This is a genomic window from Burkholderia sp. AU44665 (genome assembly GCF_030504405.1).
GTDB classification, from domain to species: Bacteria; Pseudomonadota; Gammaproteobacteria; order Burkholderiales; family Burkholderiaceae; genus Burkholderia; species Burkholderia semiarida.
The window spans coordinates 13,139-29,891 of sequence record NZ_JAUJRI010000008.1 but is presented as its reverse complement, the minus strand read 5'-3'; the positions used below and the strand labels follow the sequence as shown (position 1 = coordinate 29,891).

The window sequence follows — 16,753 nt, the reverse complement described above, 5'->3', positions numbered from 1 at the left end:
CCGAGTCAATTCGAGGTGTCGATGGAACTGAGGCAACTGCGCTATTTCGTCTGCGTCGTGGAACACGGCAGCATGGGCAAGGCCGCGCTCGAACTGGGCGTGGTGACGTCCGCACTGAGCCAGCAGATCAGCCGGCTCGAGAGCGAGCTGTCCACGCGCCTGCTGCAACGCACCTCCACGGGCGTCGTGCCGACGGACGCCGGTCTTGCATTCTGGCGACAGGCGCAGCTCGCGTTGCGCCACGTCGACGATGCGGCGCTTGCCGCGCGTCAGGCGCGCCTGTCGGGGCACGTCAGCGTCGGGCTTGCGCCCAGTACGACCGGCGTACTCGGTCTCGCGTTCATGCAGGCGATGCGGCAGCGCTATCCGGATGTCCGGCTGCGCATGGTCGAGAGCCTGTCGGGCTATCTCGGCGCAATGCTGAGTGCGCGGCAAATCGACCTGGCGATCCTGTTTCGCGAAGAACCCGCGCAGCGCTGGAGCGTGATGCCGTTGCTCGACGAGCATCTGTTCGTGATCGGCGCGCCCGGCCTGCCCGGCATGCCCGACGGGACGCACGTGCACCTGGCGAACCTCGGCGCCGTGCCGCTGATCCTGCCGAGCGGCCCGCATGGCCTGCGCGCATTGCTGGATGTCGCATTCGCCCGCACCGGCTTCACCCCGCACATCGCCGCCGAAGTCGACGGCCTCGCGATGTTGATGGATGCGGTGCGCGGCGGGCTCGGTGCAACCATTCAACCAGGCGCGGCGCTCGCGCGGCTAGAGAATGCCGCGCTCGCGAGCGTCCCGGTCGCGGACGACCACGCGACGAGGCCGAACCTGATCGCGAGCGTCTCCGACGATGAATTGTCGCCCGCCGGGCTCGCCGCGCGAGTCGTCCTCGCCGACGTGGCGCGCGAGATCGTCGCGTCCGGCGGGTGGCCCGGCGCCACGCTCCGCGAGCCGCCTCTTCACAAAAACTGAAGACGTGTTGCCGCGCCGCTGATGGCGGCTAACGAGGCCGATCCGTAGAGTGCGTCTCAAAGGAGACAACTCAGATGATCGATGTTCTCGTAATCGGCGGCGGCAACGCGGCGCTGTGCGCCGCCTTGATGGCGCGTGAAGCCGGCGCGTCGGTGCTGCTGCTCGAAGCGGCGCCGCGGGAGTGGCGCGGCGGCAACTCCCAGCACACCCGCAACCTGCGTTGCATGCACGATGGCCCGCAGGACGTGCTGGTCGGCGCCTATCCGGAAGAAGAGTACTGGCAGGATCTGCTGAAGGTCACGGGCGGCATCACGAACGAGGCGTTGGCCCGGCTCGCGATCCGCGCGTCGGCGAACTGTCGCCCGTGGATGCGCGCACATGGCGTGCGGTTTCAGCCGCCGTTGTCCGGCGCACTGCACGTGGCGCGGACCAATGCATTCTTCATGGGCGGCGGCAAAGCGCTGGTGAACGCGTATTACCGCAGCGCCGAAGCGCTGGGCGTACGGATTCGCTACGACACGCCCGTCGACGCAATCGAGCTCGACGGCGAACGCTTCGTCGCCGCGCGTAGCGGAAACCGGCGCTTCGAGGCGCGCAGTTGCGTGCTCGCGGCGGGCGGCTTCGAATCCAACCGCGAATGGCTGCGCGAGGCGTGGGGACAAAACCAGCGTGGCGAGTGGCCCGCCGACAATTTCCTCATCCGCGGCACGCGGTTCAACCAGGGTGTCCTGCTCAAGGCGATGCTCGACGCCGGCGCCGATGCGATCGGCGACCCGTCGCAGTCGCATTGCGTCGCGATCGACGCGCGCGCGCCGCTCTACGACGGCGGCATCTGCACGCGGATCGATTGCGTATCACTCGGTATCGTCGTCAACCGCGATGCGCAGCGCTTCTATGACGAAGGTGAAGACTTCTGGCCGAAGCGTTATGCGATCTGGGGCCGCCTCGTCGCGCAGCAGCCGGGGCAGACAGCCTATTCGATCATCGATGCCAAGGCCGTCGGGCGCTTCATGCCGCCGGTATTTCCGGGTGTCCGCGCCGATTCGTTGCCGGAACTCGCGCGCCGGCTGAACCTGCCCGAACGTGCATTCGTGGAAACGCTGCGCGCGTACAACACCGCATGCCGGGCAGGCACGTTCGATCACACCGTGCTCGACGACTGTCGCACCGAAGGCGTCAGCCCCGCGAAAACCCACTGGGCACGCCCGATCGATACGCCGCCCTTCTTCGGCTACGCGCTGCGTCCCGGCATCACGTTCACGTATCTCGGGCTCAAGGTCAACGAGCGCGCGCAAGTTCACTTCGGCGGACGGCCGAGCGGCAACCTGTTCGTTGCCGGCGAAATGATGGCCGGCAACGTGCTGGGCAAGGGTTACACGGCGGGCGTCGGGATGTCGATCGGCACCGCGTTCGGCCGTATCGCGGGCACCGAGGCGGCGAAGGCCGCGCAAACGACCGGAGTTCAACGTGAACGATATTGAAGAACACCTTCGCGACGCCCGGGCGCTCGCGCCCGCCGGCCGGCCGTCGACACGCGCGAGCGGCGCCGCCGTGATTCGCATCGCGCCCGTCACCGACAACGAAGCGGAAGTCGCGCGCCAGATGCAGATCTGCAATGCGTGCCGCTACTGCGAAGGATTTTGCGCGGTCTTTCCGGCGATGACGCGCCGGCTCGAGTTCGCGAAGGCAGACGTCAACTACCTGGCCAACCTGTGCCACAACTGCGGCGCGTGCTATCACGCATGCCAATATGCGCCGCCGCACGAATTCGCGGTGAACGTGCCGAAGGCGATGGCGCAGGTCCGGCTCGATACATATGTCGAGTATGCGTGGCCCGCCGCGCTGGGCAAGCTCTACAGGCGCAACGGCCTGACCGTCGCGCTCGCGCTCGCGATCGGGCTGGTGCTGTTCCTGATGCTCGGCGTCGCGATGCACGGCTCGCTGCTGAATGGCCCGTCGGGCGGCCGTTTCTATGCGGTCTTTCCGCACAATCTGCTCGCCGCGATGTTCGGCGCGGTGTTCGGGCTCGCCATTCTGGCGCTCGGGGTGGGCGTGACGCGCTTCTGGCGCGACGTGTCGTCGGGCACGGCAAGCATGCCGGCGGTTGCCGAGGCGGCGAAGCACGCGCTCGCGCTCACCTATCTCGACGGCGGCCACGGTGACGGCTGCAACGAATCGGACGATGCGTTCACGCTCGCGCGGCGCCGGTTTCACCACTTCGCGTTCTACGGCTTCATGCTGTGCTTTGCCGCCACGCTCGTCGCGACCTTCTATCACTACGCGCTGGACCTGCACGCACCGTATGCGTTCCTGAGCCTGCCCGTGCTGCTCGGCACCGCCGGCGGAATCGGTCTGCTGATCGGGCCTGCCGGCCTCTTGTGGCTCAACCTGCGGCGCGACCCCGCGCGGACCGATCCGGCACAACGCCCGATGGACCGCAGCTTCATTGCGCTGCTGATGCTCGTAAGCGCGTCGGGACTGGCGCTGCTCGCGTGGCGCGACAGCAGCGCAATGGCGGCGCTGCTCGCCGTTCATCTCGGCATCGTGATGGCCCTCTTCGCAACGTTGCCGTACGGGAAATTCGCCCACGGCATCTTTCGCTGCGCGGCGCTCCTCAAGTCGTCGATCGAAAAGCGCCAGGCCGACCGCCTGCGACTGGGCTCGGACTGAACCGGGCCAATCGAAGCGGTCCGGCTTCCGGGCCGCTTCGCACAATACATCCAACGGAGACATCCCATGCATCCCTCACCGTCGATCGCGCCGGATGGCGCGGCCGCAGGCACGTCGAAGCTCGGCGCGGTCCTGCGCGTGACCAGCGGCAATTTTCTCGAGCAATTCGATTTTTTCCTGTTCGGCTTCTATGCGACCAGCATCTCGCGAGTCTTCTTTCCGGCGGCAAGCGAGTTCGCGTCGCTGTTGCTGACGTTCGCCGTCTTCGGCGCCGGTTTCCTGATGCGCCCGCTCGGCGCGATCGTGCTCGGCGCCTACATCGACGAAGTGGGAAGACGCAAAGGGCTGATCGTGACGCTCTCGATCATGGCGAGCGGCACGATCCTGATCGCGTGCGTGCCGGGGTACGCGACGATCGGGCTCGCCGCCCCGGCGCTGGTGTTGCTGGGACGCCTGCTGCAGGGCTTCTCCGCCGGGGCCGAGCTGGGCGGCGTGTCGGTCTATCTCGCGGAAATGGCCACGCCGGGGCACAAGGGCTTCTATACGAGCTGGCAATCGGCAAGCCAGCAGGTGGCGATCGTCATCGCGGCGGCCCTGGGCTATCTGCTGAATCATCTGCTGACGAGCCAGGAAATCGGTGCGTGGGGCTGGCGCATCCCGTTCTTCATCGGTTGCGCGATCGTGCCGGTCATTTTCCTGCTTCGCCGAACGCTGCAGGAAACGGACGAATTCAAGGCGCGCACCCATCATCCGCGTGCACGCGAGGTATTCGCGACGATGCTGCGGAATTGGCGCACGGTGTTTGCCGGCATGCTGCTCGTCGCGATGACCACGACGACGTTCTACCTCATCACGGTCTACACGCCGACGTTCGGCCGGGCCGTGCTGAAACTGTCCACGGCGGACAGCCTGATCGTCACGCTGTGCGTGGGCGTGTCGAATTTCTTCTGGCTGCCCGTGGGCGGTGCGCTGTCGGACCGCATCGGACGCAAGCCGATTCTCGTGGCCATCGCGGTCGCGGCCATCGTGACGTCGTATCCCGCGCTTGCCTGGCTGTCATCCGCGCCCAGCTTCGGCCGCATGCTCGCCGTGCTGTTGTGGCTCTCCTTCTTCTTCGGCATGTACAACGGCGCCATGGTCGCGGCGCTGACCGAAATCATGCCCGCCAGCGTCCGCGTGGCCGGTTTCTCGCTTGCATTCAGCCTCGCGACCGCGGTCTTTGGCGGCTTCACACCCGCGGTGTCGACCTATCTGATCGAGGTGACCGGCGACAAGGCCGCGCCCGGATACTGGCTCAGCTTCGCCGCATGCTGTGGGCTGTTCGCGACCCTGTCGCTGTATCGCAAAGGCGGGGCCGCGCGGCGTTCGGCTTCACCTGCGTGAGAAGCGGTGCTCGCCTGAACGGACCGGTTTTGCGCCGCCGCGATATTCCGACAGGGCGTCGCACGAAGCCGACGCCCTGCGGCCCAGCCAACCGGACCGTCACGCCGGCACGGCGCGCTCCGCCAGCTTGAACTCGCCGACCGTCTGCGCGAGCCGGGCCGCCTGCTCGCGCAGCGACGTCGCCGCGGCCGCCGATTGCTCGACGAGCGCCGCGTTCTGCTGCGTCGTGTCGTCGAGCTGCGACACCGCCTGATTCACCTGCTCGAGCCCCGTGCTCTGCTCCTTCGCGGCGACGCTGATCTCGGCGATCACGCTCGTGATGTTGCGCACGCCGTCGACGATTTCGTCCATCGTCGCACCGGCTGTCTGGACGAGCCCGGAGCCGCCTTCGATCTTCTCGACCGACGAGTGGATCAGCTGCTTGATTTCCCGCGCGGCCTGCGCGCTGCGCTGCGCGAGCGCACGCACTTCCCCGGCGACGACCGCGAAGCCGCGGCCGTGCTCGTTCGCGCGCGCCGCCTCGACGGCGGCGTTCAACGCGAGGATGTTGGTCTGGAACGCGATGCCGTCGATCACGCCGACGATGTTGGCGATCTCTGCCGACGCCTGCGTGATGTCGTTCATCGTCGAGACGACTTCGCGCACGACCGTGCCGCCCCGCAGCGCGACATCCGACGCCGATTCCGCCAGACGGTTCACCTGGCTCGCCGCATCGGCCGAGTTGCGGGCCGTGCCGGCGATCTCCTCGAGCGCGGCGGCCGTTTCCTGCAGGCTCGACGCCGCGTGTTCGGTGCGGGCCGACAGATCCTGGTTGCCCTGGGCGATCTCGGCGCTCGCGAGATTGACCGACGCGCTGAACGCACGGATCTGCAGCAGGATCGCACTGATCTTCTCGGCGAACGCGTTGAACGCGTGCGCGATCTGCGCGGCTTCGTCCGCGCCGTCGGCCGGCAGCCGTTTCGTCAGGTCGCCGCTGCCGCTCGATACGTCCGTGAGCGCGTCGCGCACCATCAGGATGCGCTTGAAGGCCGCGTTCGTCATCGCGCCGACGAGCGCGGCCGCGATGACGGCGACGATCACGATCGCCAGCAGCGTGGTCGTCGCGACCGCGCGCATGCCGGCCGTCACGTCGCCCTTGTCGAGCGCGAGCACCAGCGACCAGTCGGTGCCGGCGATCGGCCGCGCACGCATCAGCTTGGCGGCGCCGTCGATGTCCACCGCGACGGGCGCGGACGCCGTCTGCAGCGCGCCGAGGCGATCGGCATTGAGTTCCGGCGACAGACCGGTGGCGGGCTTCATGATCAGGTCGGTCGTGGCCGACGCGATCACGCGAGCGCCCTTGTCCACCAGAAATGCGAAGCTCGCCGGCGTCGGGTGAACGGAGGTCACGATCGAGCTCACGTTTTCCATGAACAGGCTGGCTGCCAGCACGCCCTTCACCACGCCGTCGCGCACCACCGGCACCGCGAACGCGACGGCCGGCTTGCCGCTCGTCGCATCGCGGTAGAGCGCCGTCACGACCAGATGGCCCGCGCCGACGGCCTGCTTGTACCAGGGCCGCGCGGTCGGGTCGTAGCCGGGCGCGAGCGGCACGTTCGAGAACGCCGTCTTGTCGGGCAGGCCGAGCGTCAGCACCTCGAAGCCGCCCGACTTGCCGAGCAGCTTCAACGCCGGCACCGGGTCGCCTTCGCCGATCGCGATCGTATCCGCGAGCGCCTGGGTTTCGCGCGACCGGCTCGCCACCCATTCGTCGATCGCCAGCGCGTGGCCGGCCAGGATGGACTTGTGATTCTGGTCGATGGCCTCGTCGTTGTGGGTCTTGACGACGTAATAAACGAGCCCTCCTGTTACGGCCAGCGCCGTCACGACGATGGCGACACACGTCGCCAGTATCCGTGCGCGAATTGATGACAGCATGATGACTTCGGTCTCCGTTGCCGCGTGATTGAACTGGATCGATGAACGAGCCGACCCTTATTCACTTAACGGCACCGACGGCAGAAAATTGAGTCGTGCCGAATGGCCGGCGCGGAGGCCGACCATAAGGACAAATTCGCGGCCGGCAGCCGATACGATGCGTGCGATGCGGCCAGCCGCTTCGGTCGCACACGTTTGCGTCGCAGTGGGCGGATCGCGCGCGCCGACGGGGTCGCCCGCGGGCCTCGATTTTCGGTTAACCATGCCGTTAACCCGGATTTGACCCGCGCCGACGCCCCGGCAGCCGGCTTCCCCTATGAGCGCGAGCATGCCCGCCTTCACTTCGATCGAGAAAATCGCCGACTGGGCCGGACGCCACCCGCTCGTCGTCGGCGCACTGGGCACGCTGATGTCGCTCGCGGCGCTCGGGATCAGCGCGGCGACGCTGTGGGCCGCGCGCATCGAAGTCATCGAGCATGCGCACGAGACGTCGCGCAACGTCGCGGCCGTGCTCGCGAGCCAGATCGCGCGGACGGTCGAAACGTCGAACAACGCGCTGGTCGCGCTGGCTGCCGACCTGGGCAAGCAGGCCGTACAGCGCATGGACACCGGGTTGCGGCACGACCTGCTGTTCGAGCGCACCGCGGCCCAGTACCTCACCGGCATGGGCGTGACCGACCGGCGCGGCCAGTTGATCGACGGATGCTGCGGCACGACCCATCGCTGGGACTTCAGCGATCGCGACTACTTCAAGGTCCATCGCGACGCGGACAACGTCGGGCTCTACGTGTCCCAGCCTTATCGGGCACGCTCGCGCGGCGGCAAGGAGTCGATCGCGCTGTCGCGGCGCATCGAGCGGCCCGATCATGCGTTCAACGGGATCGTGGTCGTCGCCATCGATCTCGCTTACTTCGAGCAGCTCCTGTCCCGGCTCGACGTCGGCCCGAACGGGGTCAGCGCGATCGTGCGCGCGGACGGCACGATCCTCGCGAGAAACCCGTCATTGAACGACGGCCAGATGAATCTCCTGCGTCGCTCGAAATCGTTCAAGCGGATGGTGAACAGCGAATCGGGCTTCTATCCCGCCCGTTCGAGCATCGACGGCGTCGTGCGCTTGTATACGTACCAGCGGATACCGGGCACGCCGCTGATCGCGGTCGTCGCGCCGGCCGAAAGCGACGTGCTGGCCGGCATCCGTCGTCTGTCGTGGACGGTCGGCGTGTCGGCCATCGTGATCAGCACGCTGTTCTGCGCCGTGGTCTGGCTGCTAGCGTTCGCGTTGCGCGACAACCTTCGCAAGCAGACGCTGCTGACCGAGCTCACTCGAACCGACCCGCTCACGGGCCTGCACAATCGCCGCGCGCTCGATACCGCGCTGGCCGACGAATGGGAGCGGCTGCAACGGGGCGGCGACGGCAGCCTGTCGCTGCTGTTCATCGACGCCGATCACTTCAAGCAGTACAACGACCGGCACGGCCACGCGGTGGGCGACACCGCGCTGCGCTTTCTCGCCGAATGCATCCGCGCGCATACGCGGCGGCGCGGCGACCTCGCCGCGCGCTACGGCGGCGAGGAGTTCGTCGCGGTGTTGCCCGATACGGACGAAACCGGCGCGGCGCAGGTCGCGGAGGCGATTCGCCGCGAAGTCGAAGGCAACGCGCTCGACGGGTTCACCAAAACCGTGCCGCCCTTTACCGTCAGCATCGGCTGCGCGACCGGCCATCGCGCACGCCCCGCAACCGTGCACGCGCTGTCGCATCAGGCGGACATGGCGCTCTATCGCGCGAAGCGCGAAGGCAGAAACCGCGTGTGTCGTGCGGAACCGGAGCCGTTCACCCGCTCGGCGTGACGCACGCCGGGCGCCGTCTGAAATTTTTTTGACGGCGAGTCACTCGCAAACGATTGCCGCGCGCAGCGTTCCTAAACTGTTCATCCAGGGTTCCGATAATCAGGAAATCTATTTAATAACACCCCTGGATTCTTCCTATGAATGATCGACGGTTAACGGTTCGCATGAAGCTGATCATGGCTTTCGGACTTCTTACGTGCACGGTCGTGCTCGTCTCGCTCGTCGGCATCGTGTCGCTCGGCAACGCGAACGCGGCATTCGACGACTATGTCAACGGCATCAACGCCCGCGCGACCCTGGCGGACAAGGTTCTCGCCGCGGTCGACCGGCGCGCGATTGCCGCCCGCAACCAGGTCCTGGCGTCCGGGCCACGCGATGCGGACGTCGAGAAGGAAGCCGCACTGCAGGCCGACCGCGAAGTCGGCGCGCTGCTGGGTGAACTGACGAATACGGTCCGCGTCGGCAGCGGCGCGACCGACAAGGCCCGCGAACTGGTTCGGCAAATCGGGGCGATCGAGGCGCAGTACGGCCCCGTGGCGCGCGCCATCGTCGAAGCGGCGGCGAACAACCGGCGCGATCAGGCGATCACGATGATCAACGAACAGTGCCGACCGTTGCTGGCCCGGCTCGTCGCGGCCACCGATGCGTATGCGACGTTCTCGCGCACGATGGCCGCCCAACGGGTGAAGGAATCGGATGACCGTTACACGTCGCGAAGACTGATGCTGATCGCGATCTGCATCGCCGCCGCAGCCGCGGCCGCGATCTCGGGCCTCTTCATCACCCGCGGCCTGCTGCGCGCGCTGGGCACGGAGCCTGCCGCGCTCAGCGATATCGCCCGCCATATCGCCGCCGGCGATCTCGGCGCCGAATCCGCGACCGGCGCCGCGCCGGCCGGCAGCGTGCTGGCCTCCATGCGCGACATGCAGGCGAACCTGATCCGGCTGATCTCGGAAGTCCGTACCGCCTCGGGCAACGTCGCGACGGGGGCCGGCGAAATCGCGTCCGGCAACCAGGATCTTTCGTCCCGCACGGAACAGCAGGCCGCGTCGCTGCAGGAAACCGCGTCGAGCATGGAGCAACTGACGTCCACCGTGCGCCTGAACGCCGACAACGCGCAGCAGGCGAGCGGCCTGGCCGACAACGCATCGGAGGTCGCGCAGCGCGGCAGCTCGGCCGTCGGCCTGATGGTCGACACGATGACGGACATCAGCGCGAGTTCCGCCAAGATCGCCGAGATTACCGGGATCATCGAAGGGATCGCGTTCCAGACCAACATTCTCGCGCTCAACGCGGCCGTCGAAGCCGCGCGCGCCGGCGAACAGGGCCGCGGCTTCGCGGTGGTGGCCAGCGAAGTCAGAAGTCTTGCGCAGCGTTCGTCGAGCGCCGCGAAGGAAATTCGCGAGCTGATCTCGCAATCGGTCCGGAAAATCCAGGACGGCTCGCAGATCGCGAACAACGCGGGCGAGACGATGAGCCAGGTCACGCACGCGATCTCGCGCGTGACCGACATCATGGGCGAGATCGCCGCGGCGTCGAGCGAGCAGAGCCGCGGCATCGAGCAGGTCAATCTGGCCATTACGCAAATGGACGAGGTCACGCAGCAGAATGCGGCGCTCGTCGAGCAGGCGGCCGCCGCGTCGAAGTCGCTCGAGGAACAGGGACTCCGGCTTGCCGAGGCCGTCTCGCTGTTCCGGCTGGAGACGCGCACGGCGAACGCGTAGGCCGGCGCCTGCCACCCGTATCGGTGACGGACGACGCATGGATTCTCGCGTCCGTCATGTTCAGCACCGGAAATTAACCAAATAGTGGGAATTTCCGCCCGCTGCGTACGGCGCGAAACAATTCCGTAACGACCGCGTAACGATCGCTCACCACAATCCTCCATCTTTACCATCAGGATGGAGTCTTGCATGTTTGCGTCACGAAGCCGTTTCCCGCTGCACGTCGCGGCATTGTCGAGTGCGATCGTACTGGCTGCCTGCGGCGGCGGCGACGACGTCGCGTCGACCGGCACGATCGCCGCGGCCGTTCCGGCGCCGCCCGCCGACCCCGGCTTCGTCGACAGCGCGCCGATCCCGAGCGCGCCGGCTTTCGTCGACAACGTCGCGACCAACCAGCGCGGCGACGCGCGCTACGCGACGCTGTCGACCAACGCCGCGGTGCGCGTGCTGGGCCGCTTCCTCGATCTCTGGCAACCGGCGACGATGCTGGTCGACGCGGGCGTGAGCGCGCCGGCGAACGGCGCGTTCCCCACCATCTCGCCATCGCCCTGCTCCGGGCTGCCGAACAGCGGCATGCCGTGCGGCACGATCCTGAACGACGCGGTGCTGTCGGCCAACGTGCAGTACGTGATCAACGCGACGACCGCCCGTACGCCGCGACAGGCCGACGCCGCGTACTACGACGACCGGCGCGGCAAGGGATACAGCGTGACCGACGGCATGGGCCCGCTGACCGCCGCGTGGCGCACCGCCGCCCAGCAGACGACCAGCATCACCACCGTGCCCGCCGATGCGACGACCGTGCTGTACAACGACGCCGGCAACAACGTCGGCGTCGGCAGCAGCAGCGGTAACGCCAGCTTCGGGAAGGTCGTCGATCTGCTTAACGAAATGGGCAACAACGCGTCGACCGAACCGTCCAAGCGCTTCTTCAAATACGCGCGCCCGTACCGCTGGAGCACGAGCGTGGTCGTCGCGCCGACGCTCGTGCCGGCCGAAAGCGCGACGCCCGCGACCGACGGCGGCTTCATCAGCGGCCACACGGCCGAAGCGATGCGCGATGCGACGACGATGGCGTGGCTCGTGCCGGAACGCTTCCAGGAGATGATCAGCCGCGGCCTCGAGCTCGGCGAGAACCGGATCCTCGCCGGCATGCATTCGCCACTCGACGTGATCGGCGGGCGCATGCTCGCGCTGGCCGTCAGCGCGGCCAACCTGACCGCGTACGCCAGCGACGCGCAGGCTGCCTACACGCAAGCCCATCAGACGCTGCAACAACTGACGGGAACGAGCGCCACGACGTTCTCCGCATTCGCGCACTCGGGCACGACGGCCACCGACCGCTTCGCCGACTACGCGGCGAACAAGGCCGCGTTCCTGCGCCGCATGACGTTCGGCTTCGGTGCGATCGAATCGACGAACGCGCCGCCGGTCGTGCCGAAGGGCGCGGAGATCCTGCTGCAGACGCGCTTCCCGTACCTGAGCCCCGACCAGCGGCGCGTCGTGCTGAAGACCACCGAGCTGCCGTCCGGCTATCCGGTGATGGACGACGCGGAAGGCTGGGGCCGCCTGAACCTGTTCGCGGCCGCCGACGGCTACGGCGCGTTCAACGGCAACGTGATCGTATCGATGGATGCGTCGCAGGGCGGGCTCAATGCCGCCGACGTATGGCGCAACGACGTTTCAGGCGCAGGCAAACTGACGCTGCAGGGCAGCGGCACGCTGACGCTGGCGGGCAACAACGGCTACACGGGCGGCACGCAGGTGAGCGGCGGTACGCTGGCGGCCGCGTCGGCGACGGCATTCGGCAAGGGCGACGTGTACGTCGGCCCGGGCGGCAGCGTGCGGATCGCGGCCGCCGCGCCGGTGACGGTCGCGACCCGCTACACGCAGCTCGACAACACGACGCTCGAACTCGACATCGACGGCAACGGCGGCGGACGTCTGCGCGTGGGCGGGCCGCTCACCATCGCGGGCGGCACGCTGCACGTGAAATTCGTGAACGGCTACGCGCCGAAGGCCGGCGACACCATCGCGCTGATCGACGGCGCGGCGGCCGCCGCGAAGTTCGCGACGGTGACGGTCGACGGGTTCAAGGCCACGCCGGTCTACACCGCGGCGGGCGTGTCGATCACGTTGTCGGCCGCCTGACCGGCACGGAAGATCGATCCTGCAACGGCGCCGCCCACGGGCGAGACTGGCTACCGAAGCGCCGTTGCAGTTCGATGATCGTGGGCAGGTTGAAATCATGGACGTCCGGCGCGGCGCCACCCTGCCGCCGGCTCACCTCGACGCAGAGCTCCAGCGCACGCGCGCGGGTCTCGGCGAGCAAGCGCAGCGCCTCGTCGAGCAAGCCCTTCTCCAGTTCCGACAGCGAGCCGTCGTGGCCGGTTTCTCCGATCGCCGGCTCGCTCATGCTGGTTTCCATCGCGGATTTCTCCTTCGCTGTCCGATTGCGCGCAAGGCCGCACACCGACTCTAGCGTCACATGACCGCGCCGCGCAGCCACGGCACGAACTCGCGTTCGCCGATGCCGTTGTCCTCGCTGCGCGATCGTCGTCCGGACGCGACGTCGAGCATCAGCCGGAACAGCCGCGCGCCCGCTTCGTCGACCGTGAGCGAACCGGCGACGATCCCGCCGCTGTCGAAATCCATGTCCGATTGCATTCGCTCGAACAGGCCGCTCGTCGTCGCGATCTTGATCGTCGGCACCGGCTTCGAGCCGAACACCGAACCGCGGCCCGTCGTGAAGCACACGAGATTCGCGCCGCCGGCGATCTGCCCGGTGGCCGACACCGGGTCGTAACCGGGCGTATCCATGAACACGAGCCCCGCTTGCCGCACCGGCTCCGCATAATCGTAGACGGCGCGAAGCGGCGAGCGGCCGCCCTTCGACACCGCGCCGAGCGACTTCTCGAGAATCGTCGTGATGCCGCCGGCGAGATTGCCGGGCGACGGGTTGTTGTTCATTTCGCCGCCGTTGTCGGCGACGTAGCGCTCCCACCATTGCAACCTGCCGAGCAGACGCTCGGCCACGTCGCGCGACGCCGCCCGCGCGATCAGCAAATGCTCGGCGCCGTAGATCTCGGGCGTCTCCGACAGAATCGCGGTGCCGCCGTTGCGAACCAGCAGGTCGACGGCCGCGCCGAGCGCCGGATTCGCGGTGATGCCCGAGTAACCGTCGGAGCCGCCGCATTGCAGGCCGACGGTCAGCCGCGATGCCGGCACGGTGCTGCGCCGCGCGCCGTCGGCCGCCTCCACCAACTCCCGCACGATCGACACGCCGCGAGCGACGGTGTCGCGCACGCCGCCCTCGTCCTGGATCACCAGCGTGCGCACCGTGCCGGGCGCCGCCGCGTCGAGCCGTTGCGCGAGCGCCCCGACCTGGTTGACCTCGCAGCCGAGGCCGACGAGCAGCACGCCGGCGAAATTCGGGTTGCGCGCGTAGCCGACGAGCGTGCGCCGCAGCAGCTCGATGCCGTCCCCGGTCGCCGACATGCCGCAGCCGCTCTGATGGGTGATCGCGACGACGCCGTCGACATGGCCGAATGCATCGAGCGCGCCGTGCCGGTATGCATCGGCGATCGCATGACAGACGCTCGCCGAACAGTTGACGCTCGCGATCACGCCGACGTAGTTGCGGGTACCCACGCTGCCGTCGGGCCGCACGAATCCGTCGAAGGTGTCGCGGCGATCCGCGGGAACGTTGTGCGCGTCGCCGGCGGGCCCGTCATCGTGCGCATGCCGCTCGGGCATCCCGACGTTGTGCACGTGCACGTGCTCGCCGGCGGCGATGTCGCGCAGCGCGATGCCGATCGGCTGCCCGCATTTGACGATCGCGTCGCCGCGCGCGATCGGCGCGGTGGCGACCTTGTGGCCGGCCGGCACCGCGTCCGCCAGCCGCAACGGTGCGCCGCGCACGTCGATCGGCACGTCCGGCGCCAGCGCGTCGAGCGCGACGGCGACGTTGTCGTCGCCGTGAAGAATCACGATTGCCGGTTGCTTCACGATGCATCTCTCCCTGACGTTGCGATGCCGGCCGCCGGAGCGCCGGCCGCCGGTTCATGGCGGGCGACGAGTTGCCGCAAGCGCGGTTGTCCGGCCGACAGCGCCAGCGAATCCGCGAGCGCGAGCAACGGCTCGATCCGCCGCGCCACCTTCTCGCGATGGTTGACGGCGATATCGGCGATGCGATGGGCGAGAAACGGATTGAGAAAACGCTCGCGCACGCTGTCGACGTAGCGTTCGGCCGTTTCGCGCATGCCCAGCGCCACGAATACCGGCGCGACTTCATCGCGCCACACGGCCTCGAGACCGTCGCGTAGCCGCGCATCGTTCATCGCGTCCAGTACCGTCTCCGACGCGTCGCGCCCCGCCTCGAGCCACTGCTGCGCGAGCCAGCTGTGCCCGAGATTGAGGAAGAACAGCTTCAGGCGCTCGTGGCTGCACAAATCGTCGGTGACGACGATCTGCGCGTGCCGGCACGGCAGCGCCATGCCGGCACGCCGTTCGATCGCCCACAGCGCGTACGGCTCCGCGACCGCGCCGACCGGATGAAGCGGCTCGGACACGATGCGGTCGACGAGCGAGTTGACCCACACGCAGCGGTTGCACAGATAGTCGGCGAACGCGCCGGGCAGCCGCCACGCGCGCGCGAGGCCCATTACGATGTCGCGCAGCGTGTCGCCGTTGTTCGTCACGAGTTCGCACGGCAGGATGGAGACGCCATCATCGGGCCGCGCCTGCCAGCGCGCATGCAGCAGCGCCAGCAGCTTCGCCGGAAAACCTCGCGGCGCGTGCTCCGGCCGGGCCAGCAGGTCCGCGGCGTCGCGCGGATCGGCACGATAGCCTGCGTCGCCGGTATTCGACACGATCACGCGCACCGTCTCGATCGCTGCGCCGCGTATTTCCGCCCAGTCGCGCTCGGCATCCCACGCGCGATGCACGGCGTGGCACTCGACGATTTCGTCGACGACACCGCCGTGCTCGCGCCCGCGAATCCGCACCGGATAGCGACCGGTGGCGCGCAGCGCGTCGATTCTCGCGCGGCTGGCCGGATTGCCCGTCGTCTGCACGATGCCGATGCCGCCCATCGCGTGGCCGTCGTCCAGCGCCTGGGAGACGAACAGGTCGACGTGTGCCAGCAGGAATCGGCTCGTGCCGAACTGCAGGATCGGCGGCGTCATCGCGTGCGCTCCGCGTGCCCGATTCGATCGCTCAGCATTCGACGAGCGCCTTCACGACGGTCTGCCCCGCTTCCAGCAGCCGCGGAAGCGCGTCCGGCACGTCCTCGAGCCGCATCCGGTGCGTGTTCAGCGCGCGGTCGGGAATGCACCCGGCACGCATCGCATCGAGCACCGTCGCGAAATCCTCGGCCGTCGCATTGCGGCTCGCGAGCAGCGTGGTCTCCCGCTTGTGGAATTCGGGATCCGAAAACGCGACGTGCCCGCGCACGATCGAGATCAACGTGTATTTGCCGCCGTGCGCGACGAACTCGAAGCCGCGATTCATCGCATCGAGGTTGCCCGTCGCGTCGAACACCGCATCGAAATACTCGCCGTTCGTCAATTCCGCGAGACGCGCCGTATCGTCCGCGCCCACCTCCACCGTCGCGTCGACGGCCAGATGCTGCCGGCAGAACGCCAGTCGATCCGCCCGCGTGTCGAGGCACGTGACGTCGGCGCCGCGCAGTTTCGCGAAGATCATCGCGGCCATGCCGATCGGTCCGGCGCCGACGACCAGCGCCCGCTGCCCGGCGCGAATGTCCGCGCGGCGCACCGCATGCGCGCCGATCGCGAGGAATTCCAGCATCGCCGCCTGATCGAGCGAAATGCCGTCGGCCTTGTGCACGAACTGCGCGGGTACGCTCAGGTATTCGGCCAGCGCACCGTCGCGATGCACGCCGAGCACCTTGATGTTCACGCAGCAGTTCGTGTTGCCGTGACGGCATGCGACGCAGTGTCCGCACGACAGATACGGCATCACATACACCGCGTCGCCGGCGCCGAGCCCCGACGCCGGTTCCGCCTCGACGACGACCGCGGAAAGCTCGTGACCCATCACGCGCGGATATTCGAGGTAAGGCTGGTTGCCGGTGAAGATGTGCAGGTCGGTGCCGCAGATGCCGACCCGTTGCACGCGCAACAGCACTTCGCCGCTGCCGCGCACGGGCAGTTCGCGCTGCTGCACGCGCAGCACGCCGGGGGATTCGCAAATCACGCTGAGCATGTCGGGTTCCTTTCGTTCG

The 16,753-nt window shown here is 68.0% G+C and carries 12 protein-coding genes; 7 read left to right on the top strand and 5 right to left on the bottom strand.

Annotated features, from left to right (window positions below; translation table 11 throughout):
- Positions 1–21: 21 nt before the first annotated feature.
- From QZM15_RS18090 to QZM15_RS18075, 4 genes are all read left to right on the top strand, one after another.
- Positions 22–963: a LysR substrate-binding domain-containing protein gene (locus QZM15_RS18090; protein WP_060310323.1), complete on the top strand. Its 942-nt coding sequence runs from the start codon at positions 22–24 to the stop codon at positions 961–963.
- 74 nt (positions 964–1,037) lie between these two features.
- Positions 1,038–2,444 (top strand): FAD-dependent tricarballylate dehydrogenase TcuA, encoded by a 1,407-nt coding sequence (gene tcuA / locus QZM15_RS18085; protein WP_226224281.1) that lies wholly within the window; start codon positions 1,038–1,040, stop codon positions 2,442–2,444.
- The gene (gene tcuB, locus QZM15_RS18080) at positions 2,431–3,633 is read left to right on the top strand and encodes a tricarballylate utilization 4Fe-4S protein TcuB (protein ID WP_302106948.1); all 1,203 of its coding nucleotides are present in this window, start codon (positions 2,431–2,433) and stop codon (positions 3,631–3,633) included. The genes tcuA and tcuB overlap by 14 nt, the downstream gene beginning before the upstream one ends.
- A 66-nt stretch (positions 3,634–3,699) precedes the next feature.
- Complete coding sequence (locus QZM15_RS18075) at positions 3,700–5,016, top strand: MFS transporter (protein WP_226224279.1); 1,317 nt, start codon at positions 3,700–3,702, stop codon at positions 5,014–5,016.
- A gap of 99 nt (positions 5,017–5,115) precedes the next feature.
- On the opposite strand, the gene QZM15_RS18070 is transcribed toward QZM15_RS18075, so the two are convergent.
- A complete protein-coding gene (locus QZM15_RS18070) occupies positions 5,116–6,933 on the bottom strand; it encodes a methyl-accepting chemotaxis protein (protein WP_302106947.1) in 1,818 nt (605 codons plus the stop codon).
- Between the two features lie 328 nt (positions 6,934–7,261).
- On the opposite strand from QZM15_RS18070, the gene QZM15_RS18065 reads away from it, so the two are divergent.
- The 3 genes from QZM15_RS18065 to QZM15_RS18055 all read left to right on the top strand — a co-directional run bounded on the left by QZM15_RS18065 (position 7,262) and on the right by QZM15_RS18055 (position 12,657).
- Positions 7,262–8,782, top strand: a complete 1,521-nt coding sequence (locus tag QZM15_RS18065; protein ID WP_302106946.1) for a GGDEF domain-containing protein — start codon at positions 7,262–7,264, stop codon at positions 8,780–8,782.
- A gap of 137 nt (positions 8,783–8,919) precedes the next feature.
- The gene (locus QZM15_RS18060; protein WP_226224273.1) at positions 8,920–10,506 is read left to right on the top strand and encodes a methyl-accepting chemotaxis protein; all 1,587 of its coding nucleotides are present in this window, start codon (positions 8,920–8,922) and stop codon (positions 10,504–10,506) included.
- Between the two features lie 189 nt (positions 10,507–10,695).
- The gene (locus QZM15_RS18055; protein ID WP_302106945.1) at positions 10,696–12,657 is read left to right on the top strand and encodes a phosphatase PAP2 family protein; all 1,962 of its coding nucleotides are present in this window, start codon (positions 10,696–10,698) and stop codon (positions 12,655–12,657) included.
- Here the strand turns inward: QZM15_RS18055 and QZM15_RS18050 are convergent.
- From QZM15_RS18050 to QZM15_RS18035, 4 genes are read right to left on the bottom strand one after another with little or no spacing between them, the layout of a single operon-like run.
- Positions 12,638–12,934: a hypothetical protein gene (locus tag QZM15_RS18050; protein ID WP_226224269.1), complete on the bottom strand. Its 297-nt coding sequence runs from the start codon at positions 12,932–12,934 to the stop codon at positions 12,638–12,640. The genes QZM15_RS18055 and QZM15_RS18050 overlap by 20 nt on opposite strands.
- A 56-nt stretch (positions 12,935–12,990) precedes the next feature.
- Positions 12,991–14,514, bottom strand: coding sequence for a UxaA family hydrolase (locus QZM15_RS18045; RefSeq protein WP_302106944.1), 1,524 nt, complete (start codon positions 14,512–14,514; stop codon positions 12,991–12,993).
- Positions 14,511–15,692 (bottom strand): mannitol dehydrogenase family protein, encoded by a 1,182-nt coding sequence (locus QZM15_RS18040; protein ID WP_302106943.1) that lies wholly within the window; start codon positions 15,690–15,692, stop codon positions 14,511–14,513. Before QZM15_RS18040 ends, QZM15_RS18045 begins: the two co-directional genes overlap by 4 nt.
- Positions 15,693–15,723: 31 nt before the next feature.
- On the bottom strand, positions 15,724–16,734 hold the full coding sequence (locus QZM15_RS18035; protein WP_302106942.1) for a zinc-binding alcohol dehydrogenase family protein: 1,011 nt from the start codon (positions 16,732–16,734) through the stop codon (positions 15,724–15,726).
- Positions 16,735–16,753 lie beyond the last annotated feature (19 nt).

Coding starts and splice junctions, on each gene's coding strand:
- QZM15_RS18040 (WP_302106943.1), bottom strand. CDS start 15,692: ATGACGCCGCCGATCCTGCAGTTCGGCACGAGCCGATTCCTGCTGGCA.
- QZM15_RS18070 (WP_302106947.1), bottom strand. CDS start 6,933: ATGCTGTCATCAATTCGCGCACGGATACTGGCGACGTGTGTCGCCATC.
- QZM15_RS18075 (WP_226224279.1), top strand. CDS start 3,700: ATGCATCCCTCACCGTCGATCGCGCCGGATGGCGCGGCCGCAGGCACG.
- QZM15_RS18055 (WP_302106945.1), top strand. CDS start 10,696: ATGTTTGCGTCACGAAGCCGTTTCCCGCTGCACGTCGCGGCATTGTCG.
- QZM15_RS18060 (WP_226224273.1), top strand. CDS start 8,920: ATGAATGATCGACGGTTAACGGTTCGCATGAAGCTGATCATGGCTTTC.
- QZM15_RS18090 (WP_060310323.1), top strand. CDS start 22: ATGGAACTGAGGCAACTGCGCTATTTCGTCTGCGTCGTGGAACACGGC.
- QZM15_RS18035 (WP_302106942.1), bottom strand. CDS start 16,734: ATGCTCAGCGTGATTTGCGAATCCCCCGGCGTGCTGCGCGTGCAGCAG.
- tcuA (WP_226224281.1), top strand. CDS start 1,038: ATGATCGATGTTCTCGTAATCGGCGGCGGCAACGCGGCGCTGTGCGCC.
- QZM15_RS18050 (WP_226224269.1), bottom strand. CDS start 12,934: ATGGAAACCAGCATGAGCGAGCCGGCGATCGGAGAAACCGGCCACGAC.
- QZM15_RS18065 (WP_302106946.1), top strand. CDS start 7,262: ATGCCCGCCTTCACTTCGATCGAGAAAATCGCCGACTGGGCCGGACGC.